This is a genomic window from Pseudomonas azadiae (assembly GCF_019145355.1).
Lineage (GTDB): Bacteria > Pseudomonadota > Gammaproteobacteria > Pseudomonadales > Pseudomonadaceae > Aquipseudomonas > Aquipseudomonas azadiae.
The window spans coordinates 1,453,319-1,470,720 of sequence record NZ_JAHSTY010000002.1 but is presented as its reverse complement, the minus strand read 5'-3'; the positions used below and the strand labels follow the sequence as shown (position 1 = coordinate 1,470,720).

General features: G+C 60.5%; 15 protein-coding genes, 1 tRNA gene and 1 pseudogene. 13 read left to right on the top strand and 4 right to left on the bottom strand.

Features of this window, described 5'->3' with window-relative positions; genetic code table 11:
* Window positions 1-508: 508 nt before the first annotated feature.
* Together KVG91_RS23055 and KVG91_RS23050 are read left to right on the top strand one after the other, a co-directional pair.
* A complete protein-coding gene (locus tag KVG91_RS23055; RefSeq protein WP_169378685.1) occupies window positions 509-766 on the top strand; it encodes a DUF6124 family protein in 258 nt (85 codons plus the stop codon).
* Window positions 767-1,294: 528 nt separating this feature from the next.
* Entirely contained in the window at window positions 1,295-1,618 is a 324-nt protein-coding gene (locus KVG91_RS23050; RefSeq protein ID WP_169378686.1) for a low molecular weight protein tyrosine phosphatase family protein, read from the top strand.
* A 680-nt stretch (window positions 1,619-2,298) separates the two neighbouring features.
* On the opposite strand, the gene KVG91_RS23045 is transcribed toward KVG91_RS23050, so the two are convergent.
* Both KVG91_RS23045 and pvdQ read right to left on the bottom strand, forming a co-directional pair.
* A tRNA-Cys gene (locus KVG91_RS23045) sits at window positions 2,299-2,372 on the bottom strand.
* Window positions 2,373-2,584: 212 nt separating this feature from the next.
* On the bottom strand, window positions 2,585-4,861 hold the full coding sequence (gene pvdQ / locus KVG91_RS23040; protein WP_169378687.1) for a bifunctional acylase PvdQ: 2,277 nt from the start codon (window positions 4,859-4,861) through the stop codon (window positions 2,585-2,587).
* A gap of 237 nt (window positions 4,862-5,098) precedes the next feature.
* On the opposite strand from pvdQ, the gene KVG91_RS23035 reads away from it, so the two are divergent.
* Window positions 5,099-5,479 carry a fe2+ zn2+ uptake regulation protein gene (locus KVG91_RS23035; RefSeq protein ID WP_169378688.1) on the top strand — a complete coding sequence of 127 codons (381 nt, stop codon included), beginning with the start codon at window positions 5,099-5,101 and terminating at the stop codon, window positions 5,477-5,479.
* A gap of 15 nt (window positions 5,480-5,494) precedes the next feature.
* Here the strand turns inward: KVG91_RS23035 and KVG91_RS23030 are convergent, their stop codons facing one another.
* A complete protein-coding gene (locus tag KVG91_RS23030; protein ID WP_049713137.1) occupies window positions 5,495-5,683 on the bottom strand; it encodes a hypothetical protein in 189 nt (62 codons plus the stop codon).
* 62 nt (window positions 5,684-5,745) lie between these two features.
* Window positions 5,746-6,675, bottom strand: coding sequence for a LysR family transcriptional regulator (locus KVG91_RS23025; protein WP_169378689.1), 930 nt, complete (start codon window positions 6,673-6,675; stop codon window positions 5,746-5,748).
* 118 nt (window positions 6,676-6,793) lie between these two features.
* On the opposite strand from KVG91_RS23025, the gene KVG91_RS23020 reads away from it, so the two are divergent.
* The 10 genes and pseudogenes from KVG91_RS23020 (at window position 6,794) to glgA (ending at window position 17,382) form a co-directional block, all read left to right on the top strand.
* A complete protein-coding gene (locus KVG91_RS23020; protein ID WP_169378690.1) occupies window positions 6,794-7,789 on the top strand; it encodes an aldo/keto reductase in 996 nt (331 codons plus the stop codon).
* Between the two features lie 156 nt (window positions 7,790-7,945).
* Window positions 7,946-9,496: a M91 family zinc metallopeptidase gene (locus KVG91_RS23015; RefSeq protein WP_225927043.1), complete on the top strand. Its 1,551-nt coding sequence runs from the start codon at window positions 7,946-7,948 to the stop codon at window positions 9,494-9,496.
* Window positions 9,497-9,638: 142 nt separating this feature from the next.
* A pseudogene (locus tag KVG91_RS28130) lies at window positions 9,639-10,772 on the top strand (HAMP domain-containing protein); the annotation flags it as partial.
* A 15-nt stretch (window positions 10,773-10,787) separates the two neighbouring features.
* Window positions 10,788-11,633, top strand: a complete 846-nt coding sequence (locus tag KVG91_RS28125; protein ID WP_404822462.1) for a methyl-accepting chemotaxis protein — start codon at window positions 10,788-10,790, stop codon at window positions 11,631-11,633.
* A 90-nt stretch (window positions 11,634-11,723) separates the two neighbouring features.
* Window positions 11,724-12,197, top strand: a complete 474-nt coding sequence (locus KVG91_RS23005) for an SRPBCC family protein (RefSeq protein WP_169378692.1) — start codon at window positions 11,724-11,726, stop codon at window positions 12,195-12,197.
* A gap of 106 nt (window positions 12,198-12,303) precedes the next feature.
* Window positions 12,304-12,750 carry a DUF411 domain-containing protein gene (locus KVG91_RS23000; RefSeq protein WP_169378693.1) on the top strand — a complete coding sequence of 149 codons (447 nt, stop codon included), beginning with the start codon at window positions 12,304-12,306 and terminating at the stop codon, window positions 12,748-12,750.
* Entirely contained in the window at window positions 12,747-13,190 is a 444-nt protein-coding gene (locus KVG91_RS22995) for a YqaA family protein (protein WP_169378694.1), read from the top strand. Before KVG91_RS23000 ends, KVG91_RS22995 begins: the two co-directional genes overlap by 4 nt.
* Before the next feature lie 44 nt (window positions 13,191-13,234).
* A complete protein-coding gene (locus KVG91_RS22990) occupies window positions 13,235-14,236 on the top strand; it encodes an alpha/beta fold hydrolase (RefSeq protein WP_169378695.1) in 1,002 nt (333 codons plus the stop codon).
* Between the two features lie 25 nt (window positions 14,237-14,261).
* Window positions 14,262-15,215 (top strand): D-2-hydroxyacid dehydrogenase family protein, encoded by a 954-nt coding sequence (locus KVG91_RS22985; protein WP_169378696.1) that lies wholly within the window; start codon window positions 14,262-14,264, stop codon window positions 15,213-15,215.
* Window positions 15,216-15,825: 610 nt separating this feature from the next.
* Window positions 15,826-17,382 carry a glycogen synthase GlgA gene (gene glgA / locus KVG91_RS22980; RefSeq protein ID WP_169378697.1) on the top strand — a complete coding sequence of 519 codons (1,557 nt, stop codon included), beginning with the start codon at window positions 15,826-15,828 and terminating at the stop codon, window positions 17,380-17,382.
* Window positions 17,383-17,402 lie beyond the last annotated feature (20 nt).

The window sequence follows — 17,402 nt, the reverse complement described above, 5'->3', positions numbered from 1 at the left end:
TAGGGTTGAGAGGGTTTACGTGGACGGAAAGTGCTGTTGCCTCGACGAGTGGCTTAAGCACTGCAATTTGAATAACAAACCACTGGCCTGCCGAGCTTCGGACATTTCCCACAACTTGCCGAGGTTGAGCCATAGGAAGCAACCTGGCTAGGATGCGCCGTCGCAGTAAATCCTGTGGTCGGGTGTCGCAACCTGAAGTAGTCTGAGGCGCGGTAGCGCCATAGCTCTGTAGCAGGCGCTTTTTTTATGCCTGCTTACCGCATCTATGGTAGACCGTGTGAGGCGGGCTTTTGCCCGGCCGGTACCCTCGGACACCGGTTTGCGACCCTCGCACGGTCCACCACCCAACCGTGTCGCAACGGCGGTGGTGGCCTCTTAACTTTCCGAGGGTATAGAGGATGTTTTCTACAAATCGAAGCTGCCAGGTTCCAAACGCAACTTTTAAAACACCCCATCAGTATTCAGCGCTGGTGATTCGATCCATGTGCGGTGCACTGGAGCGCCACTCATGAAAATACACCCAATTGATGATGAATTTGCAACCAGCGTGTTCAGCGTGAAGCCAGGCTTGAGCTCCGAGGAAGCACTAGTGAACGCGAGTGAGCTATTGGCTTCAGCGTCAGCGATAGCGAACGAACAAGCGTTCGCGGCAAGTGGAACGCATCGTCTTCAAACCTTCGGGTTGGCGCAGATTATTGAGAACGCAGGGCTTCTCGTGAATGCGGCACTTGATAAGATCGATCCAGCCAGCACTCGACCCGTTTAAATTGCGCTGAAATCGAAGGGGCAGACCAAGGGTCCTTGGTCCGATATTGTGGTCTGACCCCGTTTTACGCCAATGCCTGAGGTAATTGTTCAGAAAGCGTGGTGGAAGTTGTGGTAGCGCCCCCATACAAGCAACAAGAGAAATCGACGCCCGTGCCCCAACCGACGACAGTAAATAGCATCATCGGCCCTTGGAAAGGCGTGGCAATGACAACCTTACAAGAGCGATGTCGAGACGCCTGGATACGCCGTTTGATCAGCTTTCAGACCTCGCGGTCGCCACGTTTCTCAATCAGCGGATCGCTGTTCCTCAATTGCTGGTCGAGGCTAAGCGGCGATTGAGGTCAGAGTCGCGCGATGACACAGAACATTTCGATGGGCAGCTAGAGGAGGCAGTTCTCCGTGCTGATAACTGAAAAATTTCTACCCAAAGCAGACGTTTCTTGGCTCGCAGATCCTCCGCTGTCAGTATGTCCACGTGTCGGATCTGAGCATCGGATCGACGTCACAGTCTGGAGCCAGTCCAAATTTGAACGTGCTTTTCATCTGCGGCAAAAACCGTCTGCGTAGCCCGACCGCCGAGCAATTATTCGCTGATTGGTCGGGGGTCGAGACAGCATCGGCTGGGGTTAATAACGATGCGGATGTGCCCGTAAGCCAAGAACTTCTAGAGTGGGCCGATCTCGTGTTTGTGATGGAGCAAAGCCATCGGAAGAAACTGTCGGTTCGCTTTGCCTCGGAATTGGCCAATAAACGTATCGTCTGCCTGCATATTCCTGATAATTATGGATACATGGCGCCTGCTCTGACGAAGCTGTTGGAAGAGAAAGTCGGACGTTATTTATCCACGTGATGATATGTCCGCTTCTGGCCGAAAACGCTGTCAGAGCGCAACGGATGTGATTGAGAGATTCGTGACCGGTTCGTAAATTTGAGTCCCTTCACTGATGGCTGCCTGAAGATGAAAAACAATTTTCCGCTGCTGATCGAATGCGCAGCCTATGACGAGTTCATCCGGCTGTGGGTCAAGGAAGCTTCAAGCAACAGCGGTTGGGCCAAACCTTCTATAATCACTGCAACCTACACAAACTCAACGATCAAGATTCATTGCGCAAACTGTATGACGCTGATGGTGAAAAAGCCTCGGGGTTGCCTTTTCCATCTTCACTGACCCACAGCTTTTGGTCCAGAGAGTGTAAACGCTTCGTCAAAACTAAGGCTCGCGCCGCTATACGAAATCTGAAAATTATCGGCTGCTCAGCCTATCTAAATTTTGCGTAGAAACACGACTTTCAGTCCCATACAGGGCTCCAATCGCGCTGAGAAACGTTTTTACACAGCCTTGGCCGTTAGTGCTCAGTCTTGAGCACAATCCCCCCGCCCAATCGAGGAGAGACTTACCGATAACGGCGCCTCAATTTTTCCCGACAAAAAGATAGGATTGCGCAAACCATCAGAAAAATCGCGGAAGCGACGACCAAATCCCAGACAATAAAAAACCCCGCAGACGCTAATCTACGGGGTTTCCAAGAGTGGAGGCCGAGGTCGGAATCGAACCGGCGTAGGCGGATTTGCAATCCGCTGCATAACCATTTTGCTACTCGGCCTCAAACGTCAAATGCCTCAACTACCGGCACTCATCGCATAAAAACTTGAGCGGGCCATAAAGCCACGCCTCTACTCTAACTCATTGAATACATTGAGGTTTTTAATGCCTCGTTGCGTTCGATGGGCGCCATTATGTACGTATTTACCATACCGTGCAACCCCTTGATTTCAAAAATATTTCGTATTGGCATCAAGGGTTTGCGTGCCCGCCCTACTCCTTGATGTGCAGCTGTTGGTAGTGCGGGTCGGCCTTGATCTGGGCTTCGGTGAAGGGCAGCGGGTGCAGTTGTTTGCGCGAGAAGGCTTGGGTCTGGTCTTTGGCGTAGGGGGAAGCCGGGTTGCCGGACTCGGAGAAGGCGAGCACGCCGGTGGCATGGGGGCCTTGGTCGTCGAAGGTGACGATTTGCAGGTAGCTGCTGCCGCTGACCACTTCGCGCTTGCCGTCGGCGCGGGGCACGGTTTGCATGGCGTTGTAGATGCCCAGTTCTTGCGGGCCGCCGTGGATCGGGGTTTGGCCGCTGACCTGCACGTCGCCCCAGGTGCTGTCGGCGCTCAAGCCGAGTTTGGCGACCTCGGCGCTGGAGGCCAGCATGGCTTCGCGCAGGGCGTTGGCCACTGCAGCGCGGTCGATGGCCAGGCCGCGTGGGGTGGTGATGGGCTGCGCCGGGTCGAAGGCGACGCGCCAGGCATCGGGGGTCTGCTGCAGCGATTGAATCAGGTTGATGAAGTGCACCAGGCCCAGGCCGCTGTCGAGGTTGGCGCGCCGGTCCCAACTTTTCAGGCTGGTGCACAGGGCTGTGATGTCGGCGCCGAGGTGTTTGGCGCAGAACGCGAGCAGGTCTGGCATGACTTGCCCTGCCAGGTACACCTCGTTGTCCATCACCATGTTTTGCAGGTCGGCAACGCTGATGGGTTTATGCAGCGATTGCAGGCGTTGCAGGGCGAAACGCGCGCGCGGGCCGAGGCCGATGTGGTCCTGGCTGATCACCGGGGAGAACCCGGTGAGTGGCGCCTTGGGGTTGGCCAGCCATGCCGAGTCGTTGGAATGCTGCACGTAGTCGCTGCGTTGCAGTTGCGGCAGTTGGTCGGCCGGGAAGATGCCGGGCTGGGCCGCGCGCGGGTCGATGTCCCAGGCGCAGGCGCTGTGGGCGCCGTCGAGCATGATCATTTGCAGGCCGGCGCGCGGGTCGCTGCATTGCGCCAGTTTGGCCGCGCTGACGTTGGGCACCACCGACTGGTTCATGTACAGGCTCTGGCCCTGGTCGTCGGCGGCCAGGGTGTTCACCCACGGGATGCCTTGCAGGGTGTGCACCGAGGTTTTCAGCGTTTCGAGGCTGTCGGCGCGGTTCATCGCGTACCACTGTTGCAGCACGCGGTCGTTGCCGAGGTTGGCGTCACGCAGGCTGAAGGCGTAGTGATTGTCCCAGTCGAGCTTGCCCGGCCATTGCACCACCGGGCCGAATTGCGAGCTATAGACCGTGTGCGATTGGTTCTTGAGGCTGCCATCGGCCTGCTTGACCTGCACACTCAGCGTAGTTTTATCCAAGGGGACGGACTTGCCATCGAGCATATAGCGCGTGGCGTCCTTGGGGTCCAGGGTCAGGCGGTACAGGGTGAAGTGCTTGGAGGTGTCCACCGTATGAGTCCACGCCAGATGCCGGTTAAAACCGATATTGATCACCGGCAGACCCGGCAACGCGGCACCCATGACATCCAGTTGGCCGGGAATGGTCAGGTGCATCTGATAGAAACGCATGCCGCCCACCCACGGAAAGTGCGGATTGGCCAGCAACATGCCGCGCCCGTTGAATGACCGATCGCGCCCCACCGCCACCGCGTTACTGCCGCGATCAAAGGCGAAACGCTCGCGGTTCGCGGCGGCCAGCTCAAAGGCCTTGGCTGTGGACGCTACGCTGACGGCGGCTTGGGGCGGTGTCGCGCCGACCAGGGCTTCGGCGAATTGGCCCACACCGCCCTCGACCAACAGCCTACGGGTCAATTTGACCACATCTTCAGCCACCAGCGGCCGCACCCAGGCCGCCTGGCATTGCGCCGGAGCGCCCTGCTCTTTCAGGAAACGGTTATAGCCGGCCACATAGCCGTCAATGCGCTGCTGGATCTGCGGGCTCTGCGCTTTCCAGAACGCGGCGACCGCTTCCGGCGTATTCAGCCAGCTGAAGAACAGGTCGCTGGCCAGGTTGTTGCGCTCTTCCAGGGTTGCCTGCTCGGGGCCAAAGAACCGGGCGCGCTGGCCATTCACGGTGACGACTTCGTTGGCCAGCAGGCACAGGTTGTCCTGTGCATAGGCGTAGCCGATGCCGAAGCCCAGGCCACGCTCATCGGTGGCGCGAATGTGCGGTACCCCGTAACTGGTGCGACGGATATCCGCCGACGCCTGCCCCACCTGCTCCCGAGCCGAGACGGCCAGGCTCAACCCCAGCAGCACCCCGGCCACGCCCACCCTGGACAACCCATTGGAAATAATCACGCACACTCCACCGTCAGATTTAACCGTCTTACACGGGGCAATCACCCCACCGTAAGAACGCAAACCAGGGGGAATAATTTAGCGGGGGACGAGGTTTATTGAAGGCCGCGTGAATGTGACAGAACCGATACTGACGAAATTTCTACATCCAGGACTTCATGATTTCGCTCGCTCGTTCGTCTTACTAACCAAGAGCGCTCATTTTTTCCTGATCAGGCTCTGATAAGGAGTTTTTGCATGTATAACCCGCAAGTGCCCACGGACGGACATTCACCGGCTGCCGAGGCCAATTTCGCCAACGGCACACAAACATTCGGCAAGGCGCCCGAACAGCAAGGCAACCAGCGTATCCGCCACCTGCTCAAGTGTTTTGGCTTGCGCACCAGCCTGATCCGGCTGAAGGTCATCGATGCCCTGCTCACTGCCGCCGACAACAGGCGCACCCTGGGCGTGCGCGGCGTGCACAGCCACTTGCTGGAACTGGGCATCCCGTTGTCGTTTCTCAGCGTGCGCGAAGTGCTCAAGCGCTTGTGCAGCGAGGGCGTGATCACCCTTAATGCGGACAAAAGCTACAGCCTCCATGAAGAGGCTGCGAAGGTACTCGAAGGTCGCGCCTGATTCGCGCCCCGTGGTCTAGAGCTTGACCTTGCGGCGCATGACGCCGTTGATCACCACCACGACCACCGCGACGGCAATGGCGATGGTCTGGAATGTCTTCTCGCTGATCACCCCGGTGTTCTGCAGGTAGGACAGGCCAAACATCGTTGCCAGGACGGCCAGGGCAATCAGAATCGAATATTTCAAACGCTGCTTTTGTGTCATGACGGGTTCCTGAACCTGAAAAAATGTAGCCAGTGTGAATCGCCGACCGGGTACGACAGCGCTCATGTTACAGGCGATGCCTGCCGCTGCAAACCGGTGCCCGGCCGAGCACAGAGCTCAACCAGCCAATCGACGAATACTCGCACCCGTTGGGATAGTTGACGGTGCGGCGGATACAGCGCTGTCAGGGCCATTTTCGGCACGGTCAACCACGGCAGTACCTGCACCAGGGACCCCTCGGCCAATTGCCGCATCGCATGGTAATGCGGCGCCTGGATCAGGCCGAACCCGGCCTCGCACGCGGCGAAGTAGCCGTCGGAGCTGTTCACCGTCAAGCCTTTCGAAAGGTTGACCGTTCGCAGTTCACCGCCAACCTGGAACTCAAGGCCGAACCGTTTGCCACTGACACCGGACACATACTCGACCATTTGGTGATTAGCCAAATCTTCCAGCGATGTAGGGACACCCCTGCGGGTCAGGTACTCCGGACTCGCCAGGGTCAGTTGATCCATCATCGCCAAAGGCCGCGCCACCAGCGATTCATCCAGCGTCAGGCCTGCGCGCAGCACGCAATCCACACCTTCGCGGATAAGGTCCACCGGGCGATCGTTAAGGCCGATTTCCAGGTCGATCTGCGGGTAGCGCGCGGCGAATGCCGGCAACGCAGGGATCACGATCAAGCGCCCGATACCCGACGGCATATCCAGGCTCAATGTGCCGCGCGGGTTCTGTCGCCGGGAGGAAAACACCGCTTCGGTTTCCTCAAGGTCCGACAGCAATTGCACGCAGCGCTTGTAGTACGCGGCGCCATCCAACGTGGGGCTGACTTGCCGCGTGGTGCGTTGCAGCAGCTGCACGCCCAGGTGCGTTTCCAACTGCTTGATCAACACCGTCACCGAGGCGCGCGGCAGCTGCAGGCTGTCGGCTGCCTTGGCAAAGCCGCGCAGTTCGACGATCCGGGTAAACACGCGCATCGCGTTGAAACGGTCCACGGCGCAGCTCCTCAAGCAGATTGTTTAGATAATACGAATAGTGATAGTGCTTTTAGCCGGTTTATCCAGGATTTGTCGAGCGTAACAATAGGCGCCTACTCACACAGGAGCTCAACCGATGCACACTCGTCAACTCGGCACCAACGGCCCGCTCGTCTCCGCCATCGGCCTCGGCTGCATGGGCATGAGCGATTTCTACGCGCCCGGCAGCGACACCCGGGAAGCCGTCGCGACCCTGCACCGTGCGCTGGAGCTGGGCATCAACTTTCTCGACACCGCCGACATGTATGGCCCGCACACCAACGAACAGCTGATCGGCAAGGCCATCGCCGGCAAACGTGAGCAGGTGTTCCTGGCGAGCAAGTTCGGCATCGTGCGTGACCCGGCCCAGCCCACGTCGCGTGGGGTGGACGGCCGCCCCGAATATGTGCGCCAAGCCATCGATGGCACGCTGCGGCGCCTGGGTGTGGACACGCTGGACCTTTACTACCAGCACCGCATCGACCCGGACGTGGCCATCGAAGAAACCGTCGGCGCGATGGCCGAGCTGGTGCAACAGGGCAAGGTGCGTTATCTGGGCTTGAGCGAAGCCAGCGCCGCTACCCTGGAACGCGCGCACAAGGTGCACCCGATCAGTGCCCTGCAAAGCGAATACTCGCTGTGGAGCCGCGACCAGGAACACAACGGCTGCCTCGCCGCCTGCCAACGCCTAGGCATTGCTTTCGTGCCCTACAGCCCGCTGGGCCGTGGCTTCCTGACCGGCGCGTTGCAAAGCCCGGATGACTTCGGCGCCGATGACTACCGCCGCTTCAGCCCGCGCTTCCAGGGCGAGAACTTCGCCAGGAACCTGCAACTGGTCAAGCAGGTGCAGGCAATGGCGGCCGACAAGGGCGTCAGCGCCGGGCAACTCGCGCTGGCCTGGGTGTTGGCACAGGGCGACTTCATCATTCCGATCCCCGGCACCAAGCAGCGCACGTACCTGGAAGAAAACGCGGCGGCCGTCGCGATCCGCCTCAGCCCGGCGGACCTGGCAGCCCTGGACGCGATTTTCCCGAGCGATGCGGCAGCCGGCCACCGCTACCCCAAGGAGGTGATGGCGATGCTGGATATCTGACAAGCCTCAGGACGGTCGAACGCCGGGCGCCGGCTGGACATATCGCGCATCAGTCCGCGCCTGGCAGGTTGGGAACGCTTTCATTGAATGCTCCACGTACTGGGCAGCCTGAGAAGCAATCAGGTTTCTACTGCCGACCCACGTAAGGATGTGTCCATGCTGCCAACCCTCGCTCATTCGACAACCAGCCACCGCGTCACTGCGCCAACACTCCCCGATATGCCTGCACCTTCGCCCTATGACCCGCCCAACGACCTGATGCCTGGAATCGTGAACGTCAGAATGCACACGCTGCATGCCAGGGGAGACATCAGGATCAGTCGGGAAATTTGCTGGGTCCCCAACCCCCCCAAACAGCCAGAGATTCTGCAAAGCCGGATTGTCGTGGAGACCGGTGACAAGGCAGACCGCGTACACGTGCGCAATTGGCCTGGCGACAAGCTGCAGATTATCGTTAACGGCGAGCCGTACCTGTTCGATGCCAAGGAGGAACAAGGCCCGGAACAGCATCTCTGGATCAATGCCAAGGGCGGCGATGACACGGTCGTCATCGACGATGACGTCATGATCCGCGTCGATGTGGATGCCGGCGATGGGGACGACCACATCCAGGCGGGAGGTGGCCGGAGCCGGCTGTATGGGCAACGCGGCAACGATTGCCTGCGGCTTGGCAGTGGCCTGGGTTATGCGGAAGGCAACGACGGCGACGACCTCCTGATCGGTGGTCGCGGCAACGCTGTGATGTATGGCAACAAGGGCAACGACCGTCTTTATGCCGGGCACGGCGCAGCGACCAAACAAAGCTATCTGGACGGTGGCGATGGCAAGGACACGCTATATGCCGGAGGCGGGCACAGTGTCTTGCATGGTGGCAACGACGATGATCACTTGGTGGGTAACGACCGCACGACCTTCTATACCGGCAAAGGCTACGATCGCGTCTGGAACAACCAGCGCAACGACCGTATCTACGCGGGCGCCAATGATCGTTTCGACCCTACCAAAGGGTCCGCTTTCACGGAGGTGAAACCGAGCGATGCCGGCCGCCAGGGTTTCGTCGTGGACACTGAGGGAGACGATGAGGATTTCCGACAGCGCGTAGCCGACGACTTCGAGTTCTTGCGCAGTTCCCCCACAGGCCAACAAGCCCTTACTCGTATGGATGAACTCGCGGTGGAGGCTGGCGGCAAGGTCACTATCAGGCCCATCGGCTTTGGAGGGACCGATTACAGGCCTGGCAGCACCGAACTGGACAGCGAGGCGGTGGAGGTAAGCGAAGACACCTACGACCCCAAATTTGGCTACATCAAGGATGGCGTTCCCGGCTCCCGCATGGATCGCGCCACGATCCATTTTGACCCACCGTCTATCATCGAGAACTCCAGCCGTACCGAGACAATGGTTCCTGTCACCTCGCTCTTCCATGAGATGGTCCATGCCTATAACGGTGCTACCGGCACGTTCCTGCCTGGTGAGAGCCTTGAGCGCCCGAAACACGGCGAGCCCTATTACGTCGACAACGACGAACGTCAGGCCGTTGGCTTGCACAGCGACGCACAACCCCAGGACCTTGATGACGATCCTTCCACCCCGCCCAACACCCTGAATCCATGGCCCTTTACTGAAAACGCGCTGAATGAAGAAATGGGCAGACCCTTGAAAACAACTTACGCACTTAAACCCAGTGCCCAGGGTGATGGCCTCTGAGTCGACAAGCGACGGGGGCGCCATCACCGGCGCCCGGTTTTTCTTGCACGTGCGTACCTAAAGCTGCGCCTTCCCGAGCCGATAGCCCTACGAAGCTCTAACAAAGCCGCGTCGACAATAAACGCTTCGTAAGGACGACCCCATGCCCCCACTGCGCTCCATCCAAGCCCGCTACACCCTGTTCCTGGTGCTGTTTGTCCTGGTGTTATTTGTGTTGACCGTGGTGGGTATCGGCCAGTTGGTCGCGCCCACGTTGCGCCATACCGAAGAACAAGTAGTGCTCAACCGCATCGCGGAGGTCGCCGTACAGATCCAGGGCGAGTTGAACAAGGTTCAATCCCAGCAACGCACCATCACCCAGACCATCCCGTTGCTCGACAGCGATGCCATCGACAAGGTCCTGCCGGGGCTGGTCGATCAATACGGCGAACTGAAGGTCTTCGGCGGCGGCATCTGGCCGTTGCCCAACCAGCGCACACCTGGCCGCAATAAGCACAGCACGTTCTGGCACCGTGATGCCTCGGGCAAGCTGGCGGTGAATACCTTCTGGAACAGCGACCCTGCGCCCAACTACTACGACCAGAGCTGGTACAAGGGCGGCCTGGCCTCGCCACGCGGCCAATGCGCGTGGGCGGCCGCCTACAAGGACGACGCCAGCCAGGAGCCGCGCACCAACTGCGCCATGGCGATCCAGCGCGACGGCGCGCCGTACGGTGTCGCCACCATCGACGTGACCCTGGGCTTCTTCAATGACTTGGTCGCCAGCAAAGAGAAAGACATCGGCGGGCAAATGCTGATCGTCGAAGGCGACGGCAAGATCATCAGCAACAGCACGCGCATCAGCAGCCCGGTGGTCTTGAAGAACATCAGCGAGCTCACCGGCACCTCGGCGTTCGCCGCCGAGGTCAGCAAGGCCCTGGCCCACCGCGACCAGGCGCTGCAACGCAGCGAGTTCGACAACCAAGGCGTGGCCAGCACCTTTTACATGCGCCCGATCGCCGGCACGCCGTGGTTCCTCGCCACCGCCCTGCCCACCTCGCTGATCACCGCCCAGCGCGATGACGTGCTGGGTACCCTGGCGTTGCTGCAAATCCCGATGGTATTGCTGCTGGTGCTGCTCGCGGTGTATGCGATCCGCCAGCTGGTGCAGCGCATGACCACTCTGAAAAGCAATATCGACGCGCTGTCCGCCGGCGACGCCGACCTTACCCGGCGCATCACCATCCGCGCCGAAGACGAACTGGGCGCCATCGGCCACTCGGTGAATCGCTTTATCGTTTACCTGCAAAACATGATCGGCGAAATCACCCAAGCCACCGGCGCCATGTCGTCGAGCCTTGAGCAACTGCAACGGACCTCGGCGCACACCAACCAGATCCTGGTGCGGCATGCTTCGGAAACCGACCAGACGGTCACCGCCATCACCGAAATGAGCTCCACCGCCGACACCGTTGCGCAGAACGCTGCCGAAACCGCGGCGTTTACCCAGCGCGCCAACGAGCACGCCGACCGCTCCCGCGTGGTCGTGGGTGAAGCGTCCAACAGCGTCAGCGCCTTGATCGGCGAAGTGTCCAGCGCCACCCACAGTGTGGAAAACATGCGCCAGGACGCCGCGCGCATCACCGAAACCCTCGGCGTGATCGGCGCGATTGCCGGCCAGACCAACCTGCTGGCGCTCAATGCCGCTATCGAAGCGGCGCGTGCCGGCGAACAAGGCCGTGGTTTTGCGGTGGTCGCCGATGAAGTCCGCGCGCTCGCCGCACGTACCCAGGCCAGCACCTCGCAGATCAATGAAATGCTCACGCGCCTGACCGCCGGGGTCAGTTCGTCGGTGGCGGCCATGGAAAACACCCAGGCCAGTTGCCAGTCGGCGGCGGACGCCACGGCGCGGGTGAACACCGGCCTGGATGAGATGGCCGGCTCCGTCAGCCATATCAATAACCTCAGCACCCAGATCGCCACGGCCGCCGAGCAGCAAAGTGCGGTGACCGAGGAGATCAACCGCAGCATGGTGCAGATCCGACAGATGGTCGAAGAGCTGGTGCAGAGCGGCCATGCCACTGAAACCAATACCCAGAGCCTGCTGGAGGCGAACGGTCGCGTGATTGCCTTGATGGGCCGATTCAAGGTGCGGTGATAAACGGATGAAACACTCCCGTGCAATGTGCGGGAGTGGGACTATTCTGAGAGTTCGACGTACTCAGTACCGCCACACAGGAGGTGTGCCATGCGCGCAGCCGAGCAGTCGGTCCGCTTGGAGCGGATCAGTCAGGAACGCTTTATCCAGGCCCCTATCGAGACCACCTACGACTACGTGACCCAACCGGATCGCTGGCACGAATGGCACCCCACGTCGCTGAGTGCCGACACCGGCACCCGCGGATCACTGGCGGCCGGTGCACGCTTTACCGAGTTCATCGACTTGCTGGGTGTGCGGGTTCCCTTGAGTTACCGCGTACAAATCGACCGCCGCCCTGGCGAATTCAAGGCGGTGTTCACCTCAGTGGCCGTGGATGGCTCGATTCACTTTTTCCTGTTGCCCCATCAAGGCGGCACACTGTTCAAGCGCGTGCTCACCTATGAAACCCAATTGCAACTGGCGACCTTGCAAGCGCGCATGGTCGAACTGTCGACCATCGCCCTGGGCCAACTCAAGCACCGCTTGGAAAACCCGCCTCTCGTAGAATCTCGTATAATTTAGAAACATTACCAGCGCCGCCGTTTACCCGTGGGAGCTGGCTTGCCTGCGATGACGTCGTCATGATCGCCGCCATCCCAACGGCCACCTCCTGCACGCGAGCCCTCCCATGAAAACCCCAATGCGCCTGGCCCTGCTGTCTGCCCTGTTTTTCACCACCCTGGCCCAAGCCGCCGAACCGGTCCTGATCGACGTACACCGCGACGCCAACTGCGGCTGCTGCAAAAAGTGGATCAGCCACCTGGAAAGCAACGGTTTCAAGGTCAATGACCACGTGGAAGCCGACATGAGCGGCGTCAAGAAACGCCTCGGTGTAGCTCCGCGCCTGGGCTCATGCCATACGGCCGTGATCGACGGCAAGTTCGTCGAAGGCCACGTGCCCGCCGAACAGGTGCTGGCCTTGCGCAAACGCAACGACCTGCTGGGCATCGCCGCACCCGGCATGCCCCTGGGCTCGCCCGGCATGGAAGTGGAAGGCCGCGGCGAGGCCTATCAGGTCATCGGCCTCACCCGTGAGGGTAAAGATGTGGTGGTGGCCGACTACCCGGCGCGATGATCGCGGCTTACCTGGGGTTATTCTTCGCGGCGTTTGGCGCCGCGACCTTGCTGCCGCTGCAATCGGAGGCCGTGCTGGTGGGCCTGCTCGTCAGCGGGCATTTCGACCTGTGGTTGCTGCTGGCCATTGCCACCCTGGGCAATGTACTCGGCTCGGTGGTGAACTGGTGGCTGGGACGCTGGGTTGAACACTTCAAGGCGCGGCGCTGGTTTCCGGTCAGCGACCGGCAGCTGGGCAAAGCGCGCACGCACTACGAGCGCTGGGGGCATTGGACACTCCTGCTCAGTTGGCTGCCGATCATCGGTGATCCGCTGACCTTGGTCGCCGGGGTAATGCGCGAGCCCTTGTGGCGATTCCTGCTGCTGGTGACCCTGGCCAAAAGCGTTCGATACGGCGTGCTCGCGGCCGTGACCTTGCAGTGGGCGTTAATCCCCACTTAATCTCCTCGCAACAGCATCCGATCACCTTTCCCGGAGCCCTGCCCATGCCTCTGATCCGCGCTTTCTGTATCGCCGGCCTGCTCACGGCCATCGCCGCCCCGGTGCTTGCCGCAACCTATGGCCCTGAACTTCAAGGGTTCACCTACCCCTACCCGCTCAAGCATTTCCAATTCCAATCCCAAGGCAAGTCCTTGCAGATGGGTTACATGGACGTCGCGCCCGCAGGCCAGGCCAACGCTCGCACCGTGGTGCTGATGCACGGCAAGAACTTCTGCGGTGCCACCTGGGAAGGCTCGATCAAGGCGTTGAGCGACGCCGGATACCGAGTGATTGCGCCGGACCAGATCGGCTTCTGCAGTTCCAGCAAGCCCGATCACTATCAATACAGCTTCCAGCAACTGGCAACCAACACCCACCAACTCCTGGAAAAGCTTGGGATTCAAAAGGCCACCTTCCTCGGCCACTCCACGGGCGGCATGCTCGCCACGCGTTATGCGCTGATGTACCCCGAGCAAACCGAGCAGCTTGCACTGGTGAACCCCATCGGCCTGGAAGACTGGAAGGCACTGGGCGTGCCTTCGCTCACCGTCGACCAGTGGAACGCGCGTGAACTCAAGGTCAACGCCGAAGGGATCCGCAACTACCAGCTCAACACCTATTACGTGGGCCGCTGGAAACCGGAGTACGAACGCTGGGTCGACATGTACGCCGGGCTGGCCAACGGCCCAGGGCGTACGCTGGTCGCCTGGAACTCGGCCTTGATTTACGACATGATCTTCACCCAGCCGGTCTACTACGAGTTCAAGAACCTGCAGATGCCTACGCTGCTGCTGATCGGCACGTCCGATAACACCGCCATCGGCAAGGACGTTGCGCCGCCGGCAGTCAAGGCCAAGCTCGGCAACTATGCGGTGCTGGGCAAGCACGTGGCCGAACTGATTCCCCACGCGACCCTGGTGGAATTCCCCGGGCTGGGGCATGCACCGCAAATGGAGGAACCGGCCCGGTTCCACAAAGCGCTGTTGCAGGGATTGAACGCCCTCTAACCCCATCTTTTCGAGGCACTGGTGAATGTCGGTACAGATCGCGGTCATTGATGATTGGCAGAACGTCGCCAGCGGCGTGGTGGACTGGTCGGTTCTGGACACTGTGGGCCAGGTGCATTTCCTGCACGATTACCCGGCGGACACCGCGACCCTGATCGAGCGTTTGAAGAGCTTCGAGGTGATTTGCCTGATGCGCGAACGCACCCGCTTCGACAAAGCCCTGATGCAAGGTTTGCCGGCGCTGAAACTGCTGGTGACCGGCGGCATGCGCAACGCCGCCATCGACATCCCCGCAGCCAAGGCCCTGGGCATCCAGGTTTGCGGCACCGACAGCTATAAACAAGCGGCGCCGGAACTGACCTGGGCGCTGATCATGGCTTCGACCCGCAACCTGGTGGCCGAAGCCAACGCGTTGCGTGCCGGCAACTGGCAGGTTGGCCTGGGCGGTGACCTGTATGGCAAGACCCTGGGCATTCTCGGCCTGGGCAGCATTGGCCAGAAAGTCGCGCAGTTCGCCCAGGTGTTCGGCATGCGGGTGATTGCCTGGAGTGAAAACCTCACGCCGCAACGGGCGGCCGAGTCGGGCGTGACGTGGGTCAGCAAGAAGGCGCTGTTCGAACAGGCAGACATCCTCACCATTCACTTGGTGCTCAGCGAGCGCAGCCGCGGGCTGGTGGATGCCCAGGCGCTGGGCTGGATGAAACCCGGCGCCCGCCTGGTCAACACCGCACGCGGGCCGATCGTGGATGAGGCGGCGCTGGTGCAGGCACTGCAAAGCGGACGCTTGGCTGCAGCGGCGCTGGATGTATTTGCCGAGGAGCCACTGCCGTTGGACCACCCGTTCCGCCGCTTGCCGAATGTACTGGCCACGCCGCATGTGGGTTACGTGAGCGAACAGAATTATCGGCAGTTCTATGGGCAGATGATCGAAGACATCCAGGCATGGGCCAATGGCGCACCCATTCGCCTGCTCGGCTGACGCACCACGCTGGTGCAAAACCCTTGACATCTGCCTGCTCCGCTAACGCACTACCCCGGTGCAACGCCATTGCCATCTCCCGATGCCGGCGATTCCTTGTAGTGAGCGGGCTTGCCCCGCGCTGGGTGGCGAAGCCGCCCCAAACCGGGCGACCGGAGTTTTCCTGGAACGCGGCGGTGTCTCTTGTTGGGGCGGCTTCGCCACCCAGCGCGGGGCAAGCCCGCTCACTACATCCACGCGCACACACCCACGACAGAATCGTGAGATCACCGCAATGGGCATATCGTTAAAAGTTTTTCGTCCTACAAAATTCGTCTGAAAACCCTACAGGCTCTGGGATCTGTCCTAGACTCCTGACCGATGGGTCCCTTCCAAAACAAAAACCCCGCAAAAAAACTAAACTTTTCAACTCGGCCCTTGGTCAAGTTTTAAGGCAAGGCGAGCACTCCGCGATTCACGCTACATGCCCGTCCATCCAATCTTTTTCAGTTAACCGTGCAACTGGCATACGCCTTGCCAGATTGTCGTGCGCTTGTGCGCTTGGCCGCAGGAAGCGGTCATCGAGCTAATGGCAGCGGGCCATTAGCTAACCAACACGTTGGAGAGAACTATGATCAGTGCCGCAGCAAGTATTCAGGGAGAGCGTGTTAGTCAGCCAGTTGGCGGGTCGACCTCTTTGGTAGTCGACCTCAATACGGTGCGGCCGGTGTCCAGTCATAACCCCAATCGAAAGAAGGTGCTGTTTGTTACCTCCGAGTTTGCCGACCTGGTGAAAACCGGCGGCCTGGGCGATGTGTCGGCGGCCCTGCCCCGCGCCATGGCTCACTTGCACGATGTGCGCGTGTTGATCCCCGGCTACCCGCAGGTGATGGAAAGCGACAACCCGATTCACATCATCGGCGAGCTGGGTGGCCACGCCGCGCTGCCGCCGTGCAAGATCGGGCGCATGGACCTCAAGGACGGCCTGGTCATCTATGTGCTGATCTGCCCTGAACTCTACGAGCGCGAAGGCACCCCTTACGGCGCCAACAACGGCCGCGACTGGCCGGACAACCATATTCGTTTCGCCCGCCTGGGTCTGGCCGCCGCCGACATGGCCGCCAACCTGGCGCAGATCCACTGGTGCCCGGACCTGGTGCACGCCCACGACTGGCCGGCCGGCCTGGCGCCGGCGTACATGCACTGGCGTGGTTCACGCACCCCGACGCTGTTCACCATCCACAACCTGGCGTACCAGGGCGTGGTGAGCCTGGGTTGCACGCCTGAGCTGGGCATCCCGCCCCACGCCTTGCAACAGGAAGGCATGGAGTTCTACGGCAAGATGTCGTTCCTCAAGGCCGGCATGGCCTATTCCAGCCACATCACCACGGTAAGCGCCACTTACGCCCAGGAAATCACCACCCCTGAATTCGGTTGCGGCCTTGACGGCTTCCTGGCCAGCAAGACCCAGCAAGGTTTGCTCAGCGGCATCCCCAACGGCATCGAAGACAGCTGGGAAACCTCGACTGACCCGCACCTGACCCACAACTTCAACGTGGGCGACTGGGAAGGCAAGGCCATCAACGCTGCGCAAGTACGCGAGCTGTTTGGCTTGAATGAGTCCACTGGCCCGCTGTTCGCTGTGGTGTCCCGCCTGGTGTTCCAGAAAGGCCTGGACCTCACCGAAGCCGTTGCCAGCTTTATCGTCGAGCAAGGTGGGCAGATCGCGATCATCGGTCGCGGCGAGCCCGAGGAAGAGAACGCCATGCGTGAACTGGCGCTGCGCTTCCCAGGCCAGATCGGCGTGCGCATCGGCTTCAACGAGACCGATGCCCGTCGCATGTTCGCCGGCAGCGACTTCCTGTTGATGCCGTCGCGCTACGAGCCCTGCGGCCTGAGCCAGATGTATGCGCAGCGCTTCGGTTCGCTGCCCGTTGCACGTAACACCGGGGGCTTGGCCGACACCATCGAAAACGGTGTGACGGGCTTCCTGTTCAATGAATCCACCGTCGACAGCTACAAGGAAGCCCTGAGCCGCGCGTTCAAGGTGTTCGCCTTCCCTGACCTGCTCAACGCCATGCGTTGCCGGGCAATGACCCGCCCCTTCAACTGGAGCCAGGCGGTGGAACCCTACGCCGAACTGTACGAACAGCTTGTCGCCAAGGCCTTGGGGAAATCAGTCAAATAATCAAAGAGAGGTTTTTATAG